Consider the following 25,424-nt stretch of genomic DNA (forward strand, 5'->3'; position numbering starts at 1 on the left):
GAGTCTGCGCAGGAACAGGTCACGCCAGCAGGTAGTCGAGCACCAGACCGGCAAACACCAGCGCCCCCACATAGTTGTTGTTGAGAAACGCCTGGAAGCAGGCTTCCCGCTGCCGCTCACGAATGAGCCGCTGCTGATAGACAAACAGCACCGCCGCTCCCAGCAATCCCCAGTAATACCAGCCCCCCAGCGTCATCAGTTGCCCGACCGCCAGCAACAGCAGCAGCGTCGAGAGTTGCAGTGCGCCGATGATCCGCTTGTCGTAACGACCAAACAGGATGGCGCTGGATTTGAGGCCGATCTTGAGGTCGTCATCCCGATCCACCATGGCGTACTGGGTGTCGTAAGCCACCGTCCAGAGCAGGTTGGCGAAGAAGAGCAGCCAGGCCACCAGCGGCAGGGCATCCGCCTGCGCCGCATAGGCCATCGGGATCGACCAGGAGAAGGCCATCCCGAGCACCAGCTGGGGATTGGAGATAAAGCGCTTCATGAAGGGGTAGCTCACCGCCAGCAGCAGGGCGACAAACGACAGGCCGATGGTGAGCGGATTCATGGTCAGCACCAGACCAAACGAAATGAGCGCCAGCACGAAGAAGAGCGCCAACACCTCCCACGGTTTGACTCTGCCCGTGGGCAAGGGGCGACCAGCGGTGCGTTTGACATGGCCGTCGAAGTTGCGATCCGCATAGTCGTTGATGACGCACCCTGCCGAGCGCATCAAAAAGACGCCGACCACAAACACGGTCAGCACCCAGAGATTGGGCAGGCCACCAGCGGCCAGCCAGAGCGCCCACAGGGTTGGCCACAGCAGCAGCAGAGTACCTATGGGTTTGTCGACGCGGGCCAACTGCATATAGGCAAGTCCCCGCTCCTTGGTTAACAGATTCACTCCAGCTCCTTGTCACAGACGAGAGAGGGCAGAAACAGCTCGTGCACCAGCAGTGGCCACTGCCCCAGAAACAGACGGGAACGACGCCCCCAGACAGTGGCGGCCGGGCAACGGGGATTGGCGGCAATATCGAAACGGGCCAGCTGCAGATGATCGCGGCGGGCAGGCTCATGGCCAAATACCCGCTCACCCAGCGGCTGCTCACCAAGCTCGGCAATGCCGCTCCCTTGCAGCGCGTCATCGGCAAACAGGGTCCAGCCCAGCACGGCGGGCCCACGATCCCCGTGCAGGATCACCTCGCGGCAGGTACCAGCCGGCGAGGCCGAATCCACCAGCCACTGCTCATCGGCAGAAAGGGCGACCGGGTGATTGCCCAGCCATTCCACCGAAAAGTGGCGATTGTGCAGACGCAGACGCCGGGTCATGGAGCCGGGCTCCAGCAGCCAGGGGCGCAAGCTGGCGGGCAATTCACAAGATTCGGGGGCCAGCCACCCGCTTAACGGCGTGAGAGGAACAGTCAACTCGGACTTCACAGCTTCACCATCCAGAGATTTCCGTGTTCAGGTTAAAATCCGGTTTATTATCCGTAAATCAATAGCGAAATGTAAGAACATCCGTGCTTGACGGCCCCGATGGCAACATCAAAAATGGGTTATCTCTTGCTGATGAGCCATCTATATGAAGATCTTCAAAATTCTGCTGGTGTTGTTACTGAGCTGTGGTGCGCTGCATGTACAAGCCTCATCCGAAGAAGAGCCGCCCGCAGAGGGAGAAGAAGCAGCCGCAGCCGCCAAGCCGGGCTTTTCCTACCACGCGCTCGACCCCGACATCATCACCAACTACCTGAGCAACGGCAAAACCCTCGGTTATGTCCGAGTCACGGTGGAGCTAATGGCGGAAAACGAAGCCGACCTCAAGCTGCTGGAGCAGCATGACCCGCTCATCCGAGATACCATCATTCGTTTGATGGGCAGCAAGAGCGCCGAGCAGATCAAATCCCTGGTCAGCCGTGAAGAGTTGCGCAAGGAGTGCGAAACCAAGGTCAACGAACTGCTGGTCAAAGAGACTGGCAAGAAAGCGGTGCGCGAGCTTATCTTCACCAAGTTCCTCTACCAGTAATCCCTCCCGAAACAATCGCTTATTGGCATAACGGCCAATAAGCGAGCTTTACCGATTCACTCGAAATGAAAATCGATTACAATACGGCCGTCGAGTCTTAGAGGTAGTCGTTATGGGCAGCAAGACCCTGTGTGAGTGGCGTCGCCACGAGATCCCCACGGATCTCAAAGCGTTGCGCAAAATTGTTCGCAAGCCGAAATTCGTCTGCGGCAAGTGCGCCCGCAGCGCCAATGACAAGGGTTACCTCTGCCTGCCACTCCGCTTGAAAGAGGAGTAACCCCTCACGGTCAGTGCACTATTGATCGGTCCAACCCTGTCGTCCCTGCTCGAACAATCTGCGCGCCTGGGTATCGTTCGGGCAGACACCGCGATACTCCTCGCCTGAGCGGCCAGCCAGATAGAGATGCTCGGGGCGGCAATACCATGCCAATCCCTTCTGATGTCCCTGCTTCCACAGTTCGGTATCCACCTTCTTGCCACACTGGCCCTGATGGAACTCAACCCGTTCGGTGGTGAAGCCCAGCTTGCCGTCAGCCTCCCCCACTTCGCTCCACACCTTCTCGCAAGGGTCATCGTTGGAGACACAGCCCCCCAGCAGGGCCGCCAGCAATATGATGGAAAGTCGCATAGTCATCCTTGAGTGTCGTTTGAGCTGTTCATTCTTGACCAGCCAGGGGATGACCACAAGCAACTTGCATCCACCCTGTGAGCGCACCAAAAAAATCAGGCGGGCACAATGCCCGCCTGTTCATTCAATGCTATGGATCACGGGTTGTTGAAGGGGTCATCGAAGGGATCATCGTCCTGCCAGCCTTCTTCTTCCCACTGATCCAGCTCTTCTTCCCAGGAATCCGGCTCCCAATCATCATCAGAGGAGTCGTAATCCGGCTTGTGTCCACCCATCTTCACTCTCCTTGGATAGTTCACCCGCACTCCAATTTTATCCAGAATTGTCGGGCTCGCCAGTCAGAGAGAGTTCAAAGTTTGACCAAGGTGCGGCCGGCGATCTGGCCTTGCGTGATGGCCTCGGCGGCCTCCACTACCTGCTCCAGCCCAATCTCGGTGACCGCCTGTTCAAAGAAGCTGGCAGGCAGATCCCGTGCCAGTCGCTGCCACGCCAGTTGGCGACGTTCAAACGGGCACATCACCGAATCGACCCCCTGCAACCGCACATTACGCAGGATAAAGGGCATCACACTGGTCGGCAGATCGAAACCGCCCGCCAGCCCACAAGCTGCCACAGCGCCGCCATAGTTCATCTGGGCCAGCAGCTTGGCCAGCACCTGACTGCCGACGGTATCGATGGCAGCGGCCCAAAGCTGCTTCTCCAGCGGTTTGGCAGGCACCTGCAGCTCGCTGCGCGGCACGATGCGGCTGGCACCCAGTGCGGTCAGCATGGCGCCCTGCTCTTCGGGACGACCGGTCAGCGCCGCCACCTGATAGCCAAGGGCCGCCAGCAGGGCGACCGAGGTGGCCCCCACACCGCCTGCCGCACCGGTGACCAGCACCTCGCCGCTTTCGGGAGTAATGCCCGCCTCTTCCAGCGCCAGCACGCAGAGCATGGCGGTGAGACCGGCGGTACCGATGCACATGGCCTGCCGTTCATCCAGCCCGGCGGGCAATGGCACCAGCCAGTCCCCCTTGACCCGCGCCTGTTCGGCCATACCGCCCCAATGCCCTTCGCCCACGCCCCAACCGGTCAGCACCACCTTGTCGCCGGGCTTATAGCGGCTGTCGGCAGACTCGAGCACGGTACCGGCGAAGTCGATACCGGGCACCAGCGGCCACTGACGCACAATCTTGCCCTTGCCGGTAATGGCCAGCCCGTCCTTGTAGTTGATGGAGCTGTAAACGACCGCTACCCGCACTTCACCTTCCGGCAACTGGCTCTCGGTCAGTCGGGTCAGGGTTGGAACAGTCTTGCCGTCTTGGTTTTCCAGTAACAGAGCCTTGAACATGGTTGCCTCTTTGATGGGGATTGAAACGGAACGGTTAGCTGCTTTGGCACTTTTGCAGTTGAAAATCCAGAGCCAGTGCGATGCTCGTTATGGGTTCAGTCGTTCTCCAGCGCAGTGAGGCAGTGCGAGAGAGTGCGCGCCAGCGCACCCTGATTGCGCAACACCACGGCGCGGGCCTGCTCGCCCATCTCGCGACGGGCGTTGCCGTCGGCAAACAGCTGGGTCACCCGCTCGCCCAGCTCGGCGGCATCGGCCACGATGGCGGCGCCCCCCTGAGCCACCAGCTGGCGGGTGATGTCGCTGAAGTTGAAGTAGGCGGGGCCGGTCAGACAGGGCTTGCCGAGGGCTGCCGGCTCCAGCAGGTTGTGACCGCCAATCTTCACCAGACTGCCGCCAACGAAGGCCACATCGGCCGCCGCCAGCATCAGCGGCAGCTCGCCCATGGTATCGCCGAGATAGACCTTATCCTCCGCACTCACCGCAGCACCATCAGTGCGCCGCACGCAGCCGTAAGGGTCACACTGCTCAGCCACCCGGTCGAACCGCTCGGGGTGGCGCGGCACCAGAATGAGCAGCGCGTCGGGCTGGCGTTTGAGCAGCAGATCGAAGGCGGCCAGCACCTGCTCGTCCTCACCCAGATGGGTACTGGCGGCGATCCAGACCGGCCGCTCGGCGCCCAGCTGCTGGCGCAGGGCGCGCCCCTTGGTCTGCACCTCGTCACCAAACTGGATATCGAACTTGATGGAGCCAGTCACCGCCAGCCGCGAACGATCGATGCCGAGGCGGGCAAAACGGTCGGCATCATCCTGATGCTGGCAGAGCAGATGGGTCAGTGGCCGGCTCAGGGCGTCGAAGGCGCCGTGGAAGCGGGCATAACGCTGGCAGGAACGCTCGGAGAGGCGGGCGTTGATGATGGTCACCGGCAGGTGGCGCGCCTCGCAGGCGGCCAGCCAGTTCGGCCACAACTCGGTCTCCATCACCCAGAGCGCGCGCGGCTTGAAGGTGTCGAGAAAGGCGGCAATGGCCCAAGGGTAGTCGAGCGGTGCGTAGCGATGGATCACCAGATCCCCCAGCCTGGCAGCCTGATCGGCGCCGGTGCGGGTGGTAGTGGTGAGCAGGATCGGCAGATCAGGCCGCTCCGCCTTGAGGGCACGAATGAGCGGCGTGATGGCCAGCGTCTCCCCCACGCTCACAGCATGGATCCAGAGCGGCGCCTCCTGTCCGGTGGCGGGCAGCCGCCCGAGATGCTCGGCCCAGCGCTTGCCAAAGCCGGGCTTGCCTTTCTTCGGCTTGTAGAGGGCCAGCAGCGCCAGCGGCAATCCCAGATGGATCAGCAGGTTGTAGAGCAGACGGTAGGGCATTTTACTGACTCTGCTCCAGCTTCTTGCAGGCATCGACCACCTGCTCCGGCGCCAGGTCGATCAGGCACTTGAGATGACCGAACTTGCAGGTGCGCTTGAAGCAGGGGCGGCACTCGATGTCGGTGTGGACGATCTCGACCCGATCCGCCAGCGGCGGGGTGTAGAGCGGCGAAGTGGAGCCATAGACGCCCACCAGCGGCCGGTTGAGGGCGGCGGCGATGTGCATCAGGCCGGAGTCGTTGGAGATGACCCGGCTGGCCAGCGCCATCAGATCGATCGCCTCGTGCAGGCTGGTCTTGCCCGCCAGCACGTGGCAGTTGGGGCGAGTCAGCAGGTTGACCCGATCCCGGATGGTATTGGCCACCGGCACATCCTTGTTGGAGCCGAAGATCCACACCTGCCACCCCTCGTCCAGATGCTGCTGAGCCACCACGGCGTAGTGCCCCTCCGGCCAGCGCTTGGCCGGGCCAAACTCGGCACCGGGGCAGAGCACCAGCACCGGGCGGGCGCGATCCAGCCCCAGTCGCTCCAGCGCCTTGCTCTGGTTGACCAGATCGACGTGCAGAGAGGGGTGGGGAATGGTCGGAATATCGGCCCGGCTCTTCATCTGCGCCTTGGGATAGGCGAGCGCCAGATAGCCCTCCACCATCAGCGGGAAGGCGGACTTGTTGCTGCGCATATCGTTGAGCAGGCCGAAGCGGTGCTCCCCTTTCCAGCCGGTACGCACCGGAATGCGGGCAAACCAGGGGATCAGCGCCGACTTCATGGAGTTGGGCTGGACGATGGCCTGATCGTACTTCTCGGCTGCCAGCTGCTTGCCGAGGCGGCGGCGCGCCACCAGCTTGAAGTCACCGTGGCCAAGGGGCATGGTGATCGCCTTGTCCACCTCCGGCATCCGCTCCAGCAGGGCGCAGCACCAGGCGGGGGCCATCACGTGCAGCTCGCACTCGGGATGGTTGGCCTTGATCGCCTTGTAGAGACTCTGGGACATCACCATGTCGCCGACCCAGGAGGGGCCGATCACCAATATTTTCATTACGCGTCTTCTCTCGGGTCTGGCCCGGCGGTTAATCATCACTGGGCGAGATTATGCCCCAAGAATGGCTGGATAAATAACAGAAGATCCTTGGTAGTCGCCTCTGCTTTGCCTCGGCCGAGCGAGATTACGCGCCACAAGCAGCGGCCGGATAAATAACAGAAGCTCCTTGGCAACCGCCTCTGCTTTGCCTCGGCCGGGCGAGATTACGCGCCACAAGCAAATGGTCGGATAAATAACAGAAGATCCTTGGTAATCGCCTCGGCCAGCCGCCACCTGGGTCATGCCCCGGCCACGCTTTTAGGCTAGAATGGGCGCCAATTCGAGCATGTCCCGCCAGACGGGCAACAACCGAGAGCCCCATTTCGTGAAAAAACCGACTCTGGCTGCCGTTCTGATCGTCAAGAATGAAGCCGACAACCTGCGCAAGTGCCTCGCCTCCCTCGACGGACTGGTGGACGAGATCGTCATTCTGGACTCGGGCAGTCAGGACGAGACCCCGGCCATTGCCGCCGAATTTGGGGCCCGTTTCTTCGTCAACGCCAAGTGGCCGGGCTTTGGCAAACAGCGCCGACTGGCCCAGTCCCATGTGCAGTCCGACTGGGTGCTGTGGCTGGATGCCGACGAGCGACTCACCCCCGAGCTGAAAACCGCCATCGCCAATGTGATGGCCAATCCGGCCAGCGACACCATCTACTCGCTGCCGCGCCTCTCCTGGGTATTTGGCCGCTTTATCCGCCACAGTGGCTGGTATCCGGATCGGGTGCTGCGCCTCTATCCCAAGGCGCTCACCAGCTACAACGAGGCGCTGGTGCACGAGAAGGTGGAAGTGCGCGCCAACTTGAAGATCGTCAACCTCTACGGCGACCTGCACCACTTCACCTATCGGGATCTGGAGCACTATCTAGTCAAATCCGCCGGTTATGCCCGCGCCTGGGCCGATCAGCGCACCGCTCGCGGCAAGAAGGGCTCCCTCAGTCAGGGGCTGATGCACGCCGTCGGCTGCTTCATCAAGATGTACCTGCTCAAAGCGGGCTTCCTCGATGGCAAGCAGGGGTTGCTGCTGGCCATCCTCTCCGCCCACTCCACCTTCGTCAAATACGCCGACCTCTGGGTGCGCCAGCAACCGCAGCAGCCGGAATAACCGTCATACGAAACAGGGCCCCGCGGGGCCCTGTTTGCATTGCTGCATACGTTATTTGCGCCAGAAAGGCGCCGCCCAGCGGGCCATCACCGGCACCATGGTCTTGGGATCGAGTTGACTCATATCCTCAGGATGGTCGCTATCCTCCGGCGGGCTGAAGGCGAGGTGACGCCCTTCGCTGTTGAGGGGCTTCCAGCGCAGCGGAGTGGCGGAGCGGCGCATCGGGAAGAAGCCGATGGTCGGCACATCGAGCGCGCCAGCGATATGGAGCGGGCCAGTACTGCCTGCAACGAACAGGGCTGCGTTGGCCAACACCTGACAGAACATCGGCAGACCATCGCTGGAGCGGTAGATCCAGCCGTTGCCGCCGTGGGCCAGCAGCTCGGCCGCCAGCTGTTCGGCCATCTTCTCCTCGCCCGGGCCTGCGGTCAGCACACACTGCAGCTCGGGGCAGGTCTGATTGAGCTTGATGATGATGCGGGCGTACTGCTCGATGGAGAGGTTGTTGGCCGAACCGCCGCTACCGGCATGCACCATCAGCCAGGGGCGGCTGGCATCGAGCTTGAGCTTGAGCGCCAGCTGCTCGCGCACCTGCCGCAGAGTCTCCTCATCGAACTGCAGGAACGGGGTCTTGGGCTCCACCACGGCCACCTGCTGATCGGCCAGGAAGCGGCGGATCAGCTCCAGATTGTACTCGGATTCCGGCTTCTGGGAGCGGGAGCGGCGCTGCACCAGTCGCTGGTTGTAGAGCACCTGCGCCAGCTTGGTCGCCGGCGCCAGCCGGTAAGGGATATGTGCCTTCCACACCAGCATGGCGTTGCGGGAGTTGGAGAAGAGGCAGATGGACGCGTCGAACGCCGCCGCCTTGATCCGCGCCAGCAGTGCCCGCTGTTGCTCCTTGTCGGCACGCACGCCCGGATCGATGATCACCTCATCAATCCAGGGGCAGAGCCGGGCCAGCGGGGCCGTGTAGGCCGGAACCAGGGCAGTCACATGACACTCCATGGAGCCTTTGAGCATGGCGAAACTCGGCCACGCCAGCATGAAGTCACCAATCTTGTCATTGCGAACGACCAGAATACGTTTCATAAAAAATCCCTTTGCTCCCTGTCACCAATGCAGGGAGGCTTGATGCGCGATGGCGTATTCTTGCCTGATGCACTGCTATTCTCAAGCGACGACCTTATAATGCGACCAAATTTCCAGGTTGCAGGACCGCAAAGATGACTACCAGGGTGATCTATCCCGGGACGTTTGATCCCGTTACCAATGGCCACGCCGATCTCATCGGCCGCGCCGCCAAGCTGTTTGACGAGGTGGTGGTCGGTGTCGCCAACAGCCCGAGCAAGCGACCTCTGTTCGATCTGGCAGAACGTGTCCAGCTTGTCCAGCAAGTGACCAGCACGCTTCCCAACGTCAAGGTGGTGGGCTTCTCCGGTCTGCTGGTCGATTTCGCCAAAGAGCATCAGGCCAACGTGCTGATCCGCGGCCTGCGCGCCGTCTCCGACTTCGAGTACGAGTTTCAGCTGGCCAATATGAACCGCCGCCTGATGCCTGAGCTGGAAAGCGTCTTCCTCACCCCGGCCGAGGAGAACTCCTTTATCTCCTCCACCCTGGTGAAAGAGGTGGCGCTGCACGGTGGCGACATCCGCCAGTTTGTCGACCCCGTGGTGGCCCAAGCCATCGCCGCCAAACAGAAAGGGTGATTCCCTTCCACACTGGCCATTCCCGACGGCAACAACGAACAAGGGCTACCCACGGGTAGCCCTTGTTGTATCTTTCTCGTTATAGAGAGGTCAGCATGCTTGCCGGTTACTGACGGGCAAACCGCTCATTCATCTCCTGCACCAGCAGATCGAGCCACTCGTAGCGGCGCCGGTACATGGCCCGCTTCTTGGAGGCGATCTCCTCCAGCGGCTTGCGCGGCTGGGCTTGCAGGGCGACGAAGTTGGCATCCACATCCCGGGCGCCGAATTCCTGCCACAGCTCGTCATAATCGGCCTGCAGGTTGGCTTTTTGCTTGCTGCTGTAGCGCCTAGCCTGAAACACGTGGGCACGCTTGCGCACCGCCAGCACCTCCGCCGCCCCCATGCTCTGCGCCAGTTGCAGCACCAGCTGCACCAGCAGGGATTTGGGCCGCAGGCCGTGTCCCTCTTTGGTCAGCTCGCGCACCCGATCCTGAGCATTGTCGACCGCAGGCTCCGGCCCCTGCATGGAGCCGATCATCAGAATCAAACGATCCACGCTACCCGCCAGCGAAAAGGCGCAGCTGTAGAGGCGCTGCCCCTCGCCGTTGACGATGGAGAGCGCCAGCTCGGCCTCGCGGCGGAAGGTGCCATCGTGGCGCAGCAGAATGCGGCAGCCACTCTGGGGATAGTGCCCCAGCGCGATCCCCTCGCCCAGATAGAGGGGGTCGATCAGCTGCGGGTAGCACTCCAGCAGCAACCGGTAGTGATTTTCCAGCATCTCGGCCCGCTCACGGGCGCTGGCACAGGCGAAGCGATAGGGTCGCATAGGCTTGTCGAGCAGCTCGGGATAGACCGCTGGCAGTGCCTTGAGCGAGTCGCACTGAAACAGGCTGAAGACCCGGCTCAGCGACTTGCGATAGAGCAGGCTGCGCAGCACGAACTTGCCGCGATTGAAGGTTTTCCGGTCACATCCCTCGGGGTAGAGGAAGCGGGCCATGGATTTTGCGCAATAGCGCTCCTGCCGGGATAAATATTCCCAGTCTATTGATTTTAAAGTCATTTCTAGTTCTCAAACCGCCTGAACGGCCGCTGATACTAGTAATGACTGCGCAAATATTCAACAGCCTGGAAATATGCTGTTACAACTTCCCCCGGATCGGGGAAAAAAGTACGCTCAGCGCTGGCAATGACTGCAAAAAACCGTGGTACGCTGCCCCATTCTTGTCTCGGTCAGCAGGGTGTGACAGTGGAAACAGGGCTGACCGCCACGGCCGTAGACCTGCAACTGCTGCACGAAATAGCCTGGCTTGCCATCGGCACTGGTGAAATCCTTGAGGGTGGTGCCGCCCTGCCGGATGGCTTCGGCCAACACCCGCTTGATCTCGGCCACCAGGGTTCCCAGCCGCTCGGCGCTGATATTGCCCGCCGCCCGTTTGGGGTGAATGCCGGCGGCATAGAGCGCCTCGTTGGCGTAGATGTTGCCTACCCCGACCACCACCTGATTGTCCATCAGGAACTGCTTGATGGCAGTGCTGCGCCCCTTGGCACGCCCCTGCAGGTAATCAGCACTGAAGGCATCGGTGAGCGGCTCGGGCCCCAGCTTGGCGAGCAGCGCGTGGGCTTCGGCCGGTTCCCTGGTCCAGAGCAGGGCGCCGAAGCGGCGCGGATCGTTTAGCCGCAGCAGCTTGCCATTCTCCAGCTCGATATCCACATGGTCGTGCTTCTCGGCCGGGGTGCCGATATCCAGTACCCGCAGGCTGCCGGACATCCCCAGATGGAGGATGGCGGTGCCGAAATCGGTCTCCAGCAGCAGGTATTTGGCACGGCGGCGCACCCGATGGATGGTGAGGTCCACCAGCTCCTGAATCTCACCGGGGATCGGCCAGCGCAGGCGGCCATCCCGCACCACCACGCGCGTCACCTTGATACCGGTGAGCCAGGGGGAGATCCCCTGACGGCTGACTTCAACTTCTGGCAATTCAGGCATGGGTACCTCACAAGGAAAAGGAACTCAGGGGGCAGGGCGCAGCAGATCGCGATACTGCTCGGCTGTGAGGGCGAGCCAGAGACCGGAGGGCAGCTGGGCACCATACTGACCGCTATTCTGATAGAGGCCGATCTCGACCGGATCGTTCTGGCCGGCAATCCACACCTTGATGGTCACCGGCGCACCGCGTACCGCTTCACCGGGGGGTAACAACCAGCCCTGCCAACGTGCCAGACGGGCATCCAGCTGCGCGCTGTCGAGCCCCAGATCCGGCCCGCTGCGCCAGCCCTGACCGATCCGCTCAATCTGCCAGCTCGGCCCCTGCCAGGTGAGCACCACAGCCGCATCAGGCAGCAAGGGGCGAGCCCGCTTGGCGCTATTCTCCTGCTGGGCCAACTCCATACGATGCAACAGGGTGATCACGATCAGCACCACCACGATGATCACGTTATTCCAGCCTTTGCGGCTCAATTTGAACATGGCAAGTCTCCCTTTGAACCGGCAGTGTACTGAATTCGACGCATAAAAAAACCCGGCACGAAGCCGGGTTTTTGGGAATGCAGCATCAAGTAATTACTTGATTTTGCCTTCCTTGTAGATCACATGCTGACGAACAACGGGATCAAACTTTTTGATCTCCATTTTTTCGGGCATGGTGCGCTTGTTTTTGGTAGTGGTATAGAAGTGACCAGTACCGGCGCTGGAGTTCAGGCGAATTTTCTCGCGAATACCTTTAGCCATGATCTAATTCCTTATACCTTAACACCGCTGGCGCGCAGTTCAGCCAGAACCACTTCAACGCCACGCTTGTCGATGATACGCATGCCTTTTGCGGATACGCGCAGGCTTACGAAGCGTTTTTCACTCTCAACCCAGAAACGGTGAGTGTGCAGGTTCGGCAGGAAACGACGCTTGGTAGCGTTGTTAGCGTGCGAACGGTTGTTACCAACTGCCGGGCGCTTGCCGGTTACTTGGCATACTCTAGACATGTCAGTCTCTCCAAATCTTACTTCATTGCTCGAGCAAATATCTGCCCCGCTGGCCTTCGATTGCGGGGCAAACAGAAGGCGGCATTTTATACAGCATCCGTGATCAAAGATCAACTAATACGGTGCCAGAGCACAGTTATAGCCAACCGCGCTCGGCAAAAGAAACCGTGATGCCGTCACCGATCACCAAGTGATCCAGCACTCTGATATCGATCAGGGCCAAAGCGGCCGTGATCCGATCCGTGATCTGGCGGTCGGCCCTGCTGGGCTCGGCGACGCCGGACGGGTGATTATGCGCCAGAATCACCGCGGCTGCATTATGTTTGAGCGCGATCTGCACGATTTCTCTTGGCCAGACGCTCGCCGAATCGATGGTGCCGTAAAAAAGCTCAACAAATTGAATGACTCTGTGCTGATTGTCGAGCAGCAGCAGGGCAAACACTTCGCGCGGCCGATCCCGCAGCTGGGCCTGCAGATAGTCGCGGGTCAGCTGGGGTGAGGTGAGGGCATCGCCCCGCTGCAGCTGCTGCGCCAGATGGCGTTTGGCCATCTCCAGCACCGCCTGCAACTGGGCATATTTGGCTGGGCCAAGACCGTGTGCCTCGCAGAAAGCGCGCTGATCCGCGCCTAGCAGATTGCGCAGCGATCCGAACTGATTCAACAGGTTACGGGAGAGATCGACCGCACTCAGGCCATTGACGCCGGTGCGCAGGAAGATGGCGAGCAGCTCGGCATCGCTGAGCACCGTCGGCCCCTGTCGCAGCAGCTTCTCTCTGGGGCGTTCATCTTCCGGCCACTCCTTGATGCTCATTTGTCTCTCCTCTCTCCCTGTTGAGGAAAAACATAGCAAATATTTGCGTGTTCCCCGCCACAACCCCTTGATGCCAACCCCTGTCGTCATCCCCTGCCTGTGGTATCTTAGCCGACCAGTCAAAGTGAGCCGGATAGAGAAACAGCAGATGAGATTGGCCGATAAACGCATCCTGTTGGGTGTCAGCGGCGGGATCGCCGCCTACAAGAGTGCCGAGCTGGTACGCCGTCTGAAAGATCAGGGTGCCGAGGTGCGGGTGGTGATGACCCGCTCCGCCAAGGAGTTCATCACCCCGCTGACCCTGCAGGCGGTCTCCGGTCATCCGGTGGCCTACAGCCTGCTGGACCCCTCTGCCGAAGCGGGCATGGGCCATATCGAGCTGGCCAAGTGGGCCGATCTGGTACTGATCGCCCCCGCCAGCGCCAACCTGATGGCGCGGATGGCTGCAGGCATGGCCGACGAACTGCTGACCACCCTCTGTCTGGCCACGCCGGCGCCCATCGCGCTGGCGCCCGCCATGAACCAGCAGATGTATCTCAACGCAGCGACCCAGGCCAACCTCAAGACCCTGGCCAGCCGCGGCATTCTGCTGTGGGGGCCGGATGCCGGCAGCCAGGCCTGTGGCGATGTGGGCCCGGGGCGGATGCTGGACCCCCTCGAACTGGTGGATCGCTGCTGTCAGCAACTGGCCGCCGAGCCCTTGCTGGCAGGCGTCAAACTGCTGCTGACCGCAGGGCCAACCCGCGAGGCGCTGGATCCGGTGCGCTACATCAGCAACCACAGCTCCGGCAAGATGGGCTACGCCATCGCTCGCGCCGCCCGTGAAGCAGGCGCAGAGGTGACGCTGGTGAGCGGCCCGGTGACGCTGGCTACGCCAGCAGGTGTTACCCGCGTCGATGTCGAGAGCGCCGAGCAGATGCATCAGGCGGTGATGAGCCGGGTCGGCGAGTGCGACCTCTTCATCGGCTGCGCGGCGGTAGCCGACTATCGTCCTGAGCAGGTGGCCAGCCAGAAGATCAAGAAAACCGGCGACAACGACCAGATGGTGGTGAAGCTGGTGAAAAACCCCGACATCATCGCGGCCGTTGGTGCCCTTTCAGACAAACCCTTCACCGTCGGATTTGCCGCCGAAACCGTGGATGTGGAACAATACGCCCTCGACAAGTTGCAGCGTAAGCGGCTGGACATGATCGCCGCCAACGATGTGTCCCGTGAGGGGCAAGGCTTCAACGCCGATGACAACGCCCTGACCGTGTTCTGGCAAGGGGGCCAGGCCCCGCTGCCGCTGGCCGACAAGCTGACGCTGGCCCGTCACCTGATCGCCCTGATTGCACGCCACTACCGGCACTGAGCGTCCCGAAAGAACAAGACTCACGGCGCCCCGCCTGCCAAGAGGGGCGCCAATACAAGATCCAACTGAAAAAGCGATTCATGACTACACAAATTGAACTGAAGATTCTGGATGCCCGTATCGGTACCGAGTACCCGCTGCCCGCCTACGCCACTCCCGGCTCTGCCGGCATGGATCTGCGCGCCCTGCTGGATGCGCCGCTGACTCTGGCTCCGGGCGATACCACTCTGGTGCCGACCGGTCTGGCCATCCACATCCAGGATCCGGGTCTGTGTGCCACCATTCTGCCCCGCTCCGGCCTCGGCCATAAGCACGGCATCGTGCTGGGCAACCTGGTCGGACTGATCGATTCCGATTACCAGGGTCAGCTGATGGTCTCGGTCTGGAACCGTGGCAAGGATGAGTTCACCATGCAACCCGGCGAGCGCATCGCCCAGCTGGTGATCATGCCGGTGGTTCAGGCCAGCTTCCAACTGGTCGATGAGTTCAATCAGAGCGAACGGGGTGAAGGCGGTTTTGGTTCTTCTGGTCGCCAATAACAGACCACACCAGCCCGATGGGCGGTGCCTAATAACAGAATCAAGCCATTGTTTTTTTTAGGGGAATCCATGGCAAGCAGTAATCAGAAACAGAGTCGGCGCGATCAGATCCTGCAGGCGCTCGCCCATATGCTGGAAACCAGTCCGGGTCAGCGCATCACCACGGCCCGTCTGGCGGCCGAGGTCGGCGTCTCTGAAGCAGCCCTCTATCGACACTTTCCAAGCAAGGCGCGGATGTTCGAGGGGCTGATCGACTTTATCGAGGATTCCCTGCTGTCACGGGTCAATCTGATCATGGCGGAAGAGAAAGACACCATGGCGCGCTGCCACCACATCCTGCAGCTGCTGCTGGTGTTCGCCGAGCGCAATCCCGGCATCACCCGCATCCTCAACGGCGATGCCCTGTTGGGCGAGCACGACCGGCTGCGGGATCGCATCAGCATCCTGTTTGACAAGCTGGAGACCCAGATCAAGCAGGTGCTGCGCGAGAAGCGGCTGCGCGAGGGTCAAGGCTTCCAGCTCGACGAGACCATGCTGGCCAATCTGCTGCTGGCCTACACCGAAGGCCGTATCAGCCAGTTTGTCCGTTCCGAGTTCAAGCTCAAGCCGACCGCCGGTTTCGAAGATCAGTGGCAATTTATCCGCAGCCAACTGCTGCAGAGCTGATGGTTTTTTCGCGTCATTCAGCAAAAAGAAGGGAGGCTTTGGCCTCCCTTCTTTTTTATGGCAGGTTTTTATGGCAGAAAAGAAGTACCAGATGCGACCCGTACTGTCGCGCTGCGGTGTTAGATTTATCCACCATAAACCTTTTAGAACCTGACAGGACATCCTATGGAACCCGAAATCATTACCGAAGCGCAGACCTGGCTGGTCAATAATCAGGGACTGCTGATCGAATACGGCGTCAATATCGCCGCCGCCCTGCTGACCCTGCTGGTCGGCTATATCGCCGCCAACCTCATCAGCGGTGGCGTGGTCAAGGTGATGCAGGCCCGCAAGCTGGACACCACAGTCACCCACTTCGTCGGCAGCATCCTCAAGTACGCCATTCTGGTGTTCGTGGTGATCGCCGCGCTGGGCCGTGTCGGCGTGCAGACAGCCTCCTTCGTCGCCATTATCGGTGCCGCCGGTCTGGCCATCGGTCTGGCGCTGCAGGGCTCGCTCTCCAACTTCGCTGCCGGCTTCCTGCTGATCATCTTCCGCCCCATCAAGGCGGGCGAGTTTATCGAAGTGGCGGGCACCGCGGGTGTGGTGCAGTCCGTTCAGCTCTTTACCACTACCCTCACCTCAGGTGACAACAAGATGGTGGTAGTACCGAACTCCGCCATCCTCAACGGCACCATCGTCAACTACTCGCGTATGGATACCCGCCGCGTCGATATGACCTTTGGCATCGGCTACGGTTCTGACCTGCGCAAGGCCAAACAGATCCTGGAGCGTCTGGTAAGCGAAGAGCCGCGCATCCTGAAAGATCCGGCAGCCACCATCGCCGTCGCCGCGCTGGCCGACTCCTCGGTCAATATCGTGGTGCGCCCCTGGGTGAAAACCGCTGACTACTGGGGTGTCTGGTTCGACTTCCACGAGAAGGTGAAACTGACCTTTGATGCCGAAGGCATCGAGATCCCCTTCCCGCAGATGGTGATGCACATGCAAAAACCGCAGGCGTGATCGCGGTTCTGCTGCAACAGACAATGCCAGCCTTCGGGCTGGCATTGTCGTTTCTGGCCCCAGCCCATGGCCATGTCGGTGCATAACCACGCCAACCGGATGAAAACAATTTCAGGCTATCGGGGTGGCCCCAATCATGAGCAAGCGCAAGATCCGCCTTGCTTTCGTGACACATAATCCCAATGTTCTGGTTGCATGCTCCCGACAGTGACCCATTGCGGTAAAAGACAATCGGTAAAAATCTGTTACACGGGCCGCCCGATCGGCTCGCTATAATGCTCGGATAATAAGGTTTGGCGGGACCTTGCCTGCAAGGTTCAAACACAACTTGGCATTTCAGGAATCCTATGAAAAATATCAATCCAACCCAAACCCAGGCCTGGCAGGCACTGGAAGCCCACTTTGCAGCAAACAAAGAGACCCGACTCAAGGATCTGTTCGCGCAGGACCCGAAGCGCTTTGACAAGTTTTCCCTCACCTTCGGCGGCGACATCCTGGTTGATTACTCGAAGAACCTGATCACCGAAGAAACCCTCAAGTTGCTGGTTGATCTGGCCAAAGAGACCGATCTTCGCAGCGCGATCGATGCCATGTTCAATGGCGACAAGATCAACATGACCGAAAGCCGCTCCGTACTGCACGTGGCCCTGCGCAACCGCTCCGACCGCCCCATCGAGTGCGACGGCAAGGACGTGATGCCGGAAGTGAACGCCGTACTGGCCAAGATGAAAGGCTTCTGCGAGAAGGTAATCGGAGGCGAGTGGAAAGGCTACACCGGCAAAGCGATCCAGCACGTGGTCAACATCGGTATCGGTGGTTCCGATCTCGGCCCGGTGATGATCACCGAGGCACTGCGTCCCTACAAAAACCACCTGCAGATGCACTTCGTCTCCAACGTCGATGGCACCCACATCGCCGAGACCCTGAAGAAGATCGATCCGGAAACCACCCTGTTCCTGGTGGCCTCCAAGACCTTCACCACCCAGGAGACCATGACCAACGCCCTGACCGCCCGCGACTGGTTCATCAACATCGCCGGTGACAAGGCCCACGTTGCCAAGCACTTCGCCGCGCTCTCCACCAACGGCAAGGCCGTGGCCGAGTTCGGCATCGACACCAACAACATGTTCGAGTTCTGGGACTGGGTTGGCGGCCGCTACTCCTCTTGGTCTGCCATCGGCATGCCCATCGCCCTGTCTGTCGGTTTCGAGAACTTCGAAGCCCTGCTGCAAGGCGCCTTCGAGATGGACATGCACTTCGCCACTGCCTCCTATGAGCAGAACGTGCCGGTGCTGCTGGCGCTGATTGGCCTGTGGTACAACAACTTCTACGGTGCCGAATCCGAAGCCATCCTGCCGTACGACCAGTACATGCACCGCTTCCCTGCCTACTTCCAGCAGGGCAACATGGAGTCCAACGGCAAGTACGTGGATCGCAACGGCAAGCCGGTTGACTACCAGACTGGCCCCATCATCTGGGGTGAGCCGGGCACCAACGGCCAGCACGCCTTCTACCAGCTGATCCACCAGGGCACCAAGCTGATCCCCTGTGACTTCCTGGCGCCGGCCATCAGCCACAACCCGATCGGTGACCACCACCCGAAACTGCTGGCCAACTTCTTCGCCCAGACCGAGGCGCTGGCCTTCGGCAAGAGCAAGGAAGAGGTCGAAGCCGAGTTCCTGGCTGCTGGCAAAACGCTGGAGCAGGTCAAGGATCTGGTGCCGTTCAAGGTGTTCGAAGGCAACCGCCCGACCAACTCCATCCTGTTCAAGAGCCTGACCCCGAAAACCCTGGGTGCCCTGATCGCCATGTACGAGCACAAGATCTTCGTACAGGGCGCAATCTGGAACATCTTCTCCTTCGACCAGTGGGGTGTGGAGCTGGGCAAACAGCTGGCCAACAAGATCCTGCCGGAGCTGGGCAACAACGAGGCTGTCACCAGCCACGACTGCTCCACCAACGGTCTGATCAACACCTGGAAAGCGTGGAAAGCCTGATTTATCCGGCCTTCCTGAATGCAAAAGCCCCGCTCGATGAGCGGGGCTTTTTTATGACCATCTTTTATGACTGTCAGGCTGATTTTTCTGGCTGGCCGGTCGGGTGTCCAGCCCGACCGGCGACGGGGATCGTCATCTCCGCCCCTTCATCATCCAGCCCGATGCTGGCTTAACCACCAACGGCGATGCGCTTCATGTCCTTCATATAACCACGCAGTACCTGACCGATTTTCTCGATCGGGTGGTTGCGAGTCGCTTCGTTGGCCGCCAGCAGCGCCAGGTTATCCACGCTCTGCCCTTCCGCCTTGCTGGCACCCAGATCGCCCGCTTTCAGGGTCGGCATGAAGTGCTCGCGCAGCAAGGGCACAGCAGCATTGGCGAACAGGTAGTTACCGTACTCGGCGGTGTCGGAAATAACTACGTTCATCTCGTACAGACGCTTGCGAGCAACGGTGTTGGCGATCAGCGGCAGCTCGTGCAGGGATTCGTAGTAGGCAGACTCCTCGTAGATACCGGAGGCCACCATGGTCTCGAACGCCAGCTCGACACCCGCCTTGACCATGGCCACCATCACCACGCCATTGTCGAAGTACTCCTGCTCGGCAATCTTGCCTGCGAACGCCGGCGCATTTTCGAAGGCAGATTTGCCAGTCTCTTCGCGCCAGCCGAACAGCTTGGCATCGTCTTCGGCCCAGTCGGCCATCATGCCGCGGGAGAACTCACCGGCGATGATGTCGTCCATATGCTTCTCGAACAGCGGGCGCATCAGGGTCTTGAGCTGCTCGGAAAGCTCGAAGGCGCGCAGCTTGGCCGGGTTGGAGAGGCGGTCCATCATCAGGCTGATGCCACCCTGCTTCAGGGCTTCTGTGATGGTCTCCCAACCGAACTGGATCAGCTTGCCGGCGTAGGCCGGGTCTGTGCCTTCAGCAACCAGTTTGTCGTAGCAGAGCAGAGAACCGGCCTGCAGCATGCCGCAGAGGATGGTCTGCTCGCCCATCAGGTCGGATTTCACTTCCGCCACGAAGGAGGACTCCAGCACTCCGGCACGGTCGCCGCCAGTAGCAGAGGCCCACGCCTTGGCGATGGCCATGCCTTCGCCTTTCGGGTCATTTTCCGGGTGAACGGCGATCAGGGTCGGTACGCCGAAGCCGCGCTTGTACTCTTCACGCACTTCGGTACCCGGGCACTTGGGCGCAACCATCACGACGGTGATGTCGGAGCGGATCTGCTGACCCTCTTCCACCACGTTGAAGCCGTGGGAGTAACCCAGCGCGGCGCCCTGCTTCATCAGCGGCATCACGGTTTTTACCACGTCGGAGTGCTGTTTGTCCGGAGTCAGGTTCAGCACCAGATCGGCGGTCGGGATCAGCTCTTCATAGGTACCGACCGCAAAGCCGTTGTCGGTAGCCTTCTGCCAGGAAGCGCGCTTCTCGGTGATGGCGGCCTTGCGCAGGGCGTAGGAGATATCCAGCCCGGAGTCGCGCATGTTCAGACCCTGGTTCAGACCCTGGGCACCACAGCCCACAATCACCACCTTCTTGCCCTTCAGCACGTTGCAGCCGTCCGCGAACTCTTCGCGCTGCATGAAACGACACTTGCCCAGTTGGGCCAACTGCTGACGCAGGTTCAAGGTGTTGAAATAGTTAGCCATGGTGATTGCTCCGTTCGATTGATTCCATGCCGGATAGCGGCGTTGTCTGAACCACTATAGCGCGGGACACTTATTGCCTGAACTGATATATTCGAAACAGTACGTTGCAATAACTGAAACGATCACCCTTCATAATTGCCTGCTGAATGTACCGCGAGATGGCAGAAATAAGCCGCCAACCGCTGGATATCGGGCACATATGCCGCGCCAGGAGCTGAAAGATGGATCTTCGCAATCTCGAGCTGTTTCTCCACCTCGCCGACTCCCTTCATTTCGGCAAGAGCGCCGATGCCATGGCGGTCAGCCCCTCCACTCTGAGCCGCGCCATCCAGCGACTGGAACAGGAGACCGGCTGCATCCTGTTCGAACGGGACAACCGCTCGGTACGGCTCACCCCCGCCGGCGAGAAGCTGCGCGAATTCGGCGGCGGCCTGTTGCAGGAGTGGCGCCAGCTCAAACAGGAGCTCAAACGCAGCGATGAACCGCTGCAGGGGCGGCTGCGGGTCTTCTGCTCGGTCACTGCCAGCTACTTTCTGCTGCCCGAGGTACTGGAGCGCTTTCGCCGCCGCTACCCCCAGCTGGAGATCAAGCTGGAGACTGGCGACCCGGCGTTGGCGGTGGACAAGATCCTGGCCGATGAGGCCGATCTCGCCATCGCCGCCCGTCCCGATGCCCTGCCCGCCAAGTTGGAGTTCGCCAGCCTGCAGCTGGTGCCGCTGGTCTTTATCGCGCCGCGCAACGCACCGCAACTGAACCAGTGGTTCCGTCAGGGAGAACCTGATTGGGAGCAGTTGCCAGTCATCCTCTCCGAGCAGGGGCTGGCCCGCAAACGCAGCGATCAGTGGTTTCGCAACAAGGGGATAGCGCCCAACATCTATGCCGAAGTGGCGGGTAACGAGGGGATTGTCGCCATGGTGGCGCTCGGCTGTGGCGTAGGATTGGTGCCGGCGGCGGTCATCGACCACAGCCCGCTCGGCGACAAGGTGCGGATCATCGACCTCAAACCTGCCTTCAAACCATTTGATGTGGGGATCGGGGTGCTCAAGAAGCGGCTGGAGGAACCGCTGATCCGTGCCTTCTGGGATACCGCGCAGAATCAGGGCTCACTGCGCTGACACCGGTTTATAGATAAGGGCCGGATCGGCCATCATGACGCGACTGGGCTGCGGCAAGTCGGGGTTATGCAGCTCGAGGCGCACCCGCTCATCCAGTTTCAGCCGCCGAATGGTGCTGCCAAATCCCTCTTCAAAGACCCGGTCAAAAGCACCAGACTGCCGCGCCCGCAGCAGGCCGAGCTCGATGCGCTGCGCCAGCTCCGGATATTTTGGCGAGACGAAAAACAGCAGCGCCAGCGGATAGCGAAACACCAGACGGGGTTCGATGGCGAGATCCGGATGCTGCCTGAGCTCATCCTCGATCTCGATGACCGAGCGCAGGAAGCAATCAAAACGCTTCTTGCGCAACATGTTGAAGAGCGCCTCATAAAGATTGCCCACCGTCACCTTGAGGCCGTTATCCCGCAGCAACTGGGTATCGGGCCAGGATCTGTGCTGACCGATGGAGAGCCCGGCGCGATGCCAGTCCGCCAACGATCCGATGGCGGCAAAACGCCCCTCATCCCCCTGCCGAACCAGACACACCCGCCATCCCAGCAGCCCCTTGGCCAGCGGAATGTGGATTGCCAGCAACTCCCGCTCTCGCTCACCATCGGGGGCAAAGACACCGATCTGAACCAGCTCGCCGCTACGCAGCTCCTTCACCGCCCGCCCCTGCTCCATCTGCGGGCTGGATACCAGCTGATAGGGGCCATATTCGGGCACGGTGAGATCGAGGGAGAGGCGCAACAACTGGACGACGGCGGGGTTGGGGTGATCCAGCAGCAGATTCCAAGCGCGGATAGGCTGCTCGGTTGCCGATACGCCAACCGTCCACAGTGCCATGCACCACCACCAGACTCTGATCATCCTGTGCACCATCCGTGCCTCGTGCTCCTCGCCATACTATAACGCCAGCCAGCGTCTCAACGGCGCCCTCTCTGAAAGATGTGTGAGCGCTCTCGTGTCAAATCTCGTGTCAAAAGTGACAATAGGCAAACCCGGCAGGTCATCTCAGACTGGGAGTTCATCAACACACGCCAAGGCGCAGGGAGGAGAGCCATGAAACAGCATCTGGTAGAGATCAAGGGTTCAACCCTGTTTGACGAGTATCTGCAGAGCATGGGCGTGCCCAGTACGGCGCTCGATCGGGAGCAGGATATCTATCTTCAGGAACGCCACCTGGGAGCCATTCGCCGGGTGCAGGGCGAACTGCGCTTTTATCTGCGTGCCAATGCCCTGAACAAACGGTGATCAGGATCCGGTCACAGAACCCGCAGCAAAGGCGTATTAGACTGGTATCTTCCCTCTTTTGTCGGGAGTGCCCATGAAAGCAAGCGGTCTGGATCGGCTGTTCAAACCCCAATCAATCGCCGTGATCGGCGCCTCGACCGACCCGCTCAAGGCGGGTCATGTGATCGTGCGTCACCTGCTGGCGGGCCACTTCAAAGGGCCCATCCTCCCCGTCACCCCGCGCAACAAGGCCATCGCCGGCGTGCTGGCCTATCCCGATATCGCCAGTCTTCCGCTGACCCCGGATCTCGCCATCATCTGCACCAGGCGAGAGCGGGTCTTGCCGTTGCTGGAAGCGCTCGGCCAGAAGGGTACGGGCGCAGCCATCATACTGGCCGCCGACTTTTCCCCCGAGGAGCGGTTGGAGCTGAAACGGGTCTGCCAGCAATATGGCATTCGCCTGCTCGGCCCCAACAGCATGGGAATGCTGCTGCCCGGCCAGGGAATCAACGCCAGCTTTTCCCCCATTGCCGCCAAGCCGGGGCAGGTCGCATTTCTGTCGCAATCCGCCGCCGTCAGCACCACCATTCTGGATTGGGCCAAGCAGCATGAACTGGGCTTTTCCGCCTTCATCTCCCTTGGTGATCACTGCGATATCGACTTCGGCCAGCTGCTGGACCAGCTCTCCCGCGACAGCGTCACCCGCGCCATTTTGATCTACATGGACAAGTTGCACGACGCCCGCCACTTTCTCTCGGCGGCGCGGGCAGCCTCACGCAACAAGCCGATCCTGGTGCTGAAAAGCGGGCGCCACGATCCGGCCCACGGTCTCGACAATGTCTATGATGCCGCCATCCGTCGCGCCGGTATGCTGCGGGTGCGGGATACCCACGAACTGTTTGCCGCGGTGGAAACCCTCAGCCACTCCATGACCCTCAAGGGGGAGCGGCTCGCCATCATCTCCAACGGTCGCGGGCTGGCCAATATGGCGGTAGATGTGCTGCTGGAGCGGGGCGGCAAGCTGGCTCGCCCGCCGCTCGATATCGGCAGCGATGCCACCATCACCACCTATCAGGAGGCGCTGGACAGCGTGTTGCAGGAAGACGGCATCGACGCCATCCTGATTATCCACGCCCCCTCGCTCACGGCACCGAGCGCGCCGCTGGCCAGCCATCTTATCGCCCATCTGAAACAGCATCCCAGAGCGCGCCGTTTCAATATCCTCACCAACTGGGCGGGCGAATACTCGGTGCAGGAGGGGCGCAAACTCTTTACCGAGGCGGGCTTCCCGACCTACCGCACGCCGGAAAGCGCCATGGCCGCCTTCATGCACATGGTGGAATACCGCCGCAACCAGAAGCAGTTGATGGAAACCCCGGCATCCCTGCATGGCAACCAGCTCAATGGCGAGCAGTGCCAGCAGCTGATCCGCCAGGCGCAAGACCGCAAACAGCTGAGGCTGGATACACATCTCGCCCACCCTATCTTGCAGGCTGCCGGGCTCGCTACCCTGCCAACCTGGATCGTCACCGACGCCATCGAGGCGACCCTGACTGCCGAGCAGATCGGCTATCCGGTAGCTGTGAAACTGCGATCGCCCGATATCCTGCACAAGTCTGCGGTACACGGGGTGGTCCTCAACCTGCGCACCTCGGCCGAAGTGGCACAAGCGGCAGATGCCATTCTGGACAGGGTCAGACAACATGATCCGGGCGCCCGTATCGAAGGCTTGCTGGTGCAGCGGATGGCTCGCCGCAGCGGCGGCCTCGAACTGCGGGTACGGATCCAGCAAGACGCCATCTTTGGCCCCGTCATCCTGCTGGGGGAATCGGGCGCCGAACCACAGGAGATGGTAGCAGCGCTACCGCCGCTCAATCAGGCGCTGGCTCGTTACCAGATCATTGGCGCACTCAAGAGTCGCAAGATCCGTGAGCAGGCCACGCCGGAGCGACTGGATATCGATGCCCTCGGTCAGGTGCTCTGCCAGCTCTCCGAGCTATTACTCGCCTTTCCGGAGATTCAGGAGCTGGACCTGCACCCGCTACAAGCGTGCGGTGCCGAAATGGTGGTACTGGATGCCAGCCTTACGCTGGCTGACCCCACCATCCCGACCAGCAACCGACTGGCGATCCGTCCCTATCCTACCGAACTGGAGGAGGGTGCCTGGCTTAAGGATCAGCGCCATATCCTGCTGCGCCCGATCCGGCCGGAAGATGAACCGGCTCACAAGCAGTTCGTGCTGCAGGTCTCCGATGAAGACAGGTACAAACGCTTCTTTGCCGATGTGGGCGAGCTGGGCCATGAAGAGCTGGCTCGCATGACCCAGATCGATTACGACCGGGAGATGGCCTTCGTGGCTGTGGGGCAAGATGGCGAGCAGCAGGATCAAATCCTCGGCGTGGTACGCGCTATCTCGACTCCGGACCTGAGCGATGCCGAGTTTGCCATTCTGGTGCGATCGGACTTGAAAGGGGTGGGGCTCGGCAAATTGATGATGGAGAAGATCATCCGTTACGCCAAAGAGCAGGGGATTGGCCAGTTATCCGGCATGACCATGCCCAGCAATCGCGGCATGGTCAACCTCGCCAAACGACTTGGCTTCAAGATCGATGTGCAAATGGAAGAGGGGGTGGTCAATATGGAACTTCCCTGCAACCAGCAGGCGGCAAAAGGCTGATTTGGCCGCCTGTAAACTCGCTCAAATGGCTGATAAGGCCGGATATAGCCAGAAAATGGTGGAAATAACCGGCTATCTGGCCATCCTTCCGACAGGTAAACGCGAGCCATTGGCGGTTTAACAAGCTAAAAAACACCAAAGCCCGGTCATGAGGTCGGGCTTTGTGTTGGTTCCGGTGTGCAACCATCGGGGTCAGTTGGCAAAAACAGCCCATAGCAAAAAGGCCTTCCCA

At 60.7% G+C, this 25,424-nt stretch carries 30 protein-coding genes; 13 read left to right on the forward strand and 17 right to left on the reverse strand.

What is annotated here, in order from left to right; all coding sequences use genetic code 11:
* Positions 1-19 precede the first annotated feature (19 nt).
* Complete coding sequence (gene ubiA, locus G5253_RS17735; RefSeq protein WP_005339536.1) at positions 20-889, reverse strand: 4-hydroxybenzoate octaprenyltransferase; 870 nt, start codon at positions 887-889, stop codon at positions 20-22.
* A complete protein-coding gene (locus G5253_RS17740; RefSeq protein ID WP_266135683.1) occupies positions 886-1,422 on the reverse strand; it encodes a chorismate--pyruvate lyase family protein in 537 nt (178 codons plus the stop codon). Before G5253_RS17740 ends, ubiA begins: the two co-directional genes overlap by 4 nt.
* Positions 1,423-1,567: 145 nt before the next feature.
* On the opposite strand from G5253_RS17740, the gene G5253_RS17745 reads away from it, so the two are divergent.
* Positions 1,568-2,008: a flagellar basal body-associated FliL family protein gene (locus G5253_RS17745; protein ID WP_216952370.1), complete on the forward strand. Its 441-nt coding sequence runs from the start codon at positions 1,568-1,570 to the stop codon at positions 2,006-2,008.
* A gap of 112 nt (positions 2,009-2,120) precedes the next feature.
* A complete protein-coding gene (locus G5253_RS17750) occupies positions 2,121-2,285 on the forward strand; it encodes a hypothetical protein (RefSeq protein ID WP_216952372.1) in 165 nt (54 codons plus the stop codon).
* Positions 2,286-2,303: 18 nt separating this feature from the next.
* Here G5253_RS17750 and G5253_RS17755 read toward each other — a convergent pair whose 3' ends face one another.
* From G5253_RS17755 to waaF, 5 genes are all read right to left on the reverse strand, one after another.
* Entirely contained in the window at positions 2,304-2,636 is a 333-nt protein-coding gene (locus tag G5253_RS17755) for a DUF2799 domain-containing protein (protein ID WP_216952374.1), read from the reverse strand.
* Positions 2,637-2,773: 137 nt separating this feature from the next.
* Positions 2,774-2,911: a hypothetical protein gene (locus G5253_RS17760; RefSeq protein WP_216952376.1), complete on the reverse strand. Its 138-nt coding sequence runs from the start codon at positions 2,909-2,911 to the stop codon at positions 2,774-2,776.
* 74 nt (positions 2,912-2,985) lie between these two features.
* Positions 2,986-3,966, reverse strand: a complete 981-nt coding sequence (locus tag G5253_RS17765) for an MDR family oxidoreductase (protein ID WP_216952383.1) — start codon at positions 3,964-3,966, stop codon at positions 2,986-2,988.
* Between the two features lie 95 nt (positions 3,967-4,061).
* A complete protein-coding gene (gene waaA, locus G5253_RS17770) occupies positions 4,062-5,327 on the reverse strand; it encodes a lipid IV(A) 3-deoxy-D-manno-octulosonic acid transferase (RefSeq protein ID WP_216952385.1) in 1,266 nt (421 codons plus the stop codon).
* Between the two features lies 1 nt (position 5,328).
* Complete coding sequence (gene waaF / locus G5253_RS17775) at positions 5,329-6,363, reverse strand: lipopolysaccharide heptosyltransferase II (RefSeq protein WP_124243350.1); 1,035 nt, start codon at positions 6,361-6,363, stop codon at positions 5,329-5,331.
* Positions 6,364-6,730: 367 nt separating this feature from the next.
* Here waaF and G5253_RS17780 point away from each other — a divergent pair, with 367 nt between their 5' ends.
* The gene (locus G5253_RS17780; protein WP_266135684.1) at positions 6,731-7,507 is read left to right on the forward strand and encodes a glycosyltransferase family 2 protein; all 777 of its coding nucleotides are present in this window, start codon (positions 6,731-6,733) and stop codon (positions 7,505-7,507) included.
* 51 nt (positions 7,508-7,558) lie between these two features.
* Here G5253_RS17780 and G5253_RS17785 read toward each other — a convergent pair whose 3' ends face one another.
* Entirely contained in the window at positions 7,559-8,596 is a 1,038-nt protein-coding gene (locus tag G5253_RS17785) for a glycosyltransferase family 9 protein (protein ID WP_266135685.1), read from the reverse strand.
* A 134-nt stretch (positions 8,597-8,730) separates the two neighbouring features.
* On the opposite strand from G5253_RS17785, the gene coaD reads away from it, so the two are divergent.
* Positions 8,731-9,213 (forward strand): pantetheine-phosphate adenylyltransferase, encoded by a 483-nt coding sequence (gene coaD, locus G5253_RS17790; protein WP_040069411.1) that lies wholly within the window; start codon positions 8,731-8,733, stop codon positions 9,211-9,213.
* Between the two features lie 106 nt (positions 9,214-9,319).
* On the opposite strand, the gene G5253_RS17795 is transcribed toward coaD, so the two are convergent.
* The 6 genes from G5253_RS17795 to radC form a co-directional block, all read right to left on the reverse strand.
* Positions 9,320-10,192, reverse strand: coding sequence for a VirK/YbjX family protein (locus tag G5253_RS17795; RefSeq protein WP_216952390.1), 873 nt, complete (start codon positions 10,190-10,192; stop codon positions 9,320-9,322).
* Positions 10,193-10,369: 177 nt separating this feature from the next.
* Positions 10,370-11,182, reverse strand: a complete 813-nt coding sequence (gene mutM / locus G5253_RS17800; RefSeq protein WP_005357390.1) for a bifunctional DNA-formamidopyrimidine glycosylase/DNA-(apurinic or apyrimidinic site) lyase — start codon at positions 11,180-11,182, stop codon at positions 10,370-10,372.
* Between the two features lie 24 nt (positions 11,183-11,206).
* Positions 11,207-11,662 (reverse strand): hypothetical protein, encoded by a 456-nt coding sequence (locus tag G5253_RS17805; protein ID WP_216952392.1) that lies wholly within the window; start codon positions 11,660-11,662, stop codon positions 11,207-11,209.
* A gap of 93 nt (positions 11,663-11,755) precedes the next feature.
* Positions 11,756-11,923, reverse strand: coding sequence for a 50S ribosomal protein L33 (rpmG, locus tag G5253_RS17810; protein WP_005307500.1), 168 nt, complete (start codon positions 11,921-11,923; stop codon positions 11,756-11,758).
* Between the two features lie 11 nt (positions 11,924-11,934).
* A complete protein-coding gene (gene rpmB / locus G5253_RS17815) occupies positions 11,935-12,171 on the reverse strand; it encodes a 50S ribosomal protein L28 (RefSeq protein ID WP_005307492.1) in 237 nt (78 codons plus the stop codon).
* Positions 12,172-12,307: 136 nt separating this feature from the next.
* Positions 12,308-12,982, reverse strand: coding sequence for a RadC family protein (radC, locus tag G5253_RS17820; RefSeq protein ID WP_033113596.1), 675 nt, complete (start codon positions 12,980-12,982; stop codon positions 12,308-12,310).
* 148 nt (positions 12,983-13,130) lie between these two features.
* Here radC and coaBC point away from each other — a divergent pair, with 148 nt between their 5' ends.
* From coaBC to G5253_RS17850, 6 genes are all read left to right on the forward strand, one after another.
* The gene (gene coaBC / locus G5253_RS17825; RefSeq protein ID WP_005357385.1) at positions 13,131-14,333 is read left to right on the forward strand and encodes a bifunctional phosphopantothenoylcysteine decarboxylase/phosphopantothenate--cysteine ligase CoaBC; all 1,203 of its coding nucleotides are present in this window, start codon (positions 13,131-13,133) and stop codon (positions 14,331-14,333) included.
* Between the two features lie 80 nt (positions 14,334-14,413).
* On the forward strand, positions 14,414-14,872 hold the full coding sequence (dut, locus tag G5253_RS17830) for a dUTP diphosphatase (RefSeq protein WP_005339498.1): 459 nt from the start codon (positions 14,414-14,416) through the stop codon (positions 14,870-14,872).
* Positions 14,873-14,941: 69 nt separating this feature from the next.
* Positions 14,942-15,538, forward strand: a complete 597-nt coding sequence (gene slmA / locus G5253_RS17835; protein WP_005339495.1) for a nucleoid occlusion factor SlmA — start codon at positions 14,942-14,944, stop codon at positions 15,536-15,538.
* A 165-nt stretch (positions 15,539-15,703) separates the two neighbouring features.
* Positions 15,704-16,540: a mechanosensitive ion channel domain-containing protein gene (locus G5253_RS17840; protein ID WP_005339493.1), complete on the forward strand. Its 837-nt coding sequence runs from the start codon at positions 15,704-15,706 to the stop codon at positions 16,538-16,540.
* Positions 16,541-16,887: 347 nt separating this feature from the next.
* Positions 16,888-18,537, forward strand: a complete 1,650-nt coding sequence (pgi, locus tag G5253_RS17845; RefSeq protein WP_266135687.1) for a glucose-6-phosphate isomerase — start codon at positions 16,888-16,890, stop codon at positions 18,535-18,537.
* Complete coding sequence (locus tag G5253_RS17850) at positions 18,525-18,710, forward strand: hypothetical protein (RefSeq protein ID WP_378006418.1); 186 nt, start codon at positions 18,525-18,527, stop codon at positions 18,708-18,710. The genes pgi and G5253_RS17850 overlap by 13 nt, the downstream gene beginning before the upstream one ends.
* Here the strand turns inward: G5253_RS17850 and ilvC are convergent.
* Complete coding sequence (gene ilvC / locus G5253_RS17855) at positions 18,707-20,188, reverse strand: ketol-acid reductoisomerase (protein WP_041210772.1); 1,482 nt, start codon at positions 20,186-20,188, stop codon at positions 18,707-18,709. The genes G5253_RS17850 and ilvC overlap by 4 nt on opposite strands.
* A 221-nt stretch (positions 20,189-20,409) precedes the next feature.
* Between ilvC and ilvY the strand changes: the two genes are divergently transcribed.
* Complete coding sequence (gene ilvY / locus G5253_RS17860) at positions 20,410-21,303, forward strand: HTH-type transcriptional activator IlvY (RefSeq protein ID WP_005342097.1); 894 nt, start codon at positions 20,410-20,412, stop codon at positions 21,301-21,303.
* On the opposite strand, the gene G5253_RS17865 is transcribed toward ilvY, so the two are convergent.
* Positions 21,292-22,152 (reverse strand): hypothetical protein, encoded by an 861-nt coding sequence (locus tag G5253_RS17865; RefSeq protein WP_266135757.1) that lies wholly within the window; start codon positions 22,150-22,152, stop codon positions 21,292-21,294. The genes ilvY and G5253_RS17865 overlap by 12 nt on opposite strands.
* Before the next feature lie 192 nt (positions 22,153-22,344).
* Between G5253_RS17865 and G5253_RS17870 the strand changes: the two genes are divergently transcribed.
* Together G5253_RS17870 and G5253_RS17875 are read left to right on the forward strand one after the other, a co-directional pair.
* Entirely contained in the window at positions 22,345-22,536 is a 192-nt protein-coding gene (locus G5253_RS17870; RefSeq protein ID WP_005339486.1) for a hypothetical protein, read from the forward strand.
* 73 nt (positions 22,537-22,609) lie between these two features.
* Complete coding sequence (locus G5253_RS17875) at positions 22,610-25,192, forward strand: bifunctional acetate--CoA ligase family protein/GNAT family N-acetyltransferase (protein WP_266135756.1); 2,583 nt, start codon at positions 22,610-22,612, stop codon at positions 25,190-25,192.
* On the opposite strand, the gene G5253_RS17880 is transcribed toward G5253_RS17875, so the two are convergent.
* Positions 25,149-25,424 (reverse strand): hypothetical protein (locus tag G5253_RS17880; RefSeq protein WP_421203883.1); only part of this gene is annotated, 276 nt, incomplete at its 5' end. The genes G5253_RS17875 and G5253_RS17880 overlap by 44 nt on opposite strands.

Origin of the sequence: Aeromonas sp. 602658, from assembly GCF_049173005.1 — a bacterium.
GTDB classification, from domain to species: Bacteria; Pseudomonadota; Gammaproteobacteria; order Enterobacterales; family Aeromonadaceae; genus Aeromonas; species Aeromonas veronii_A.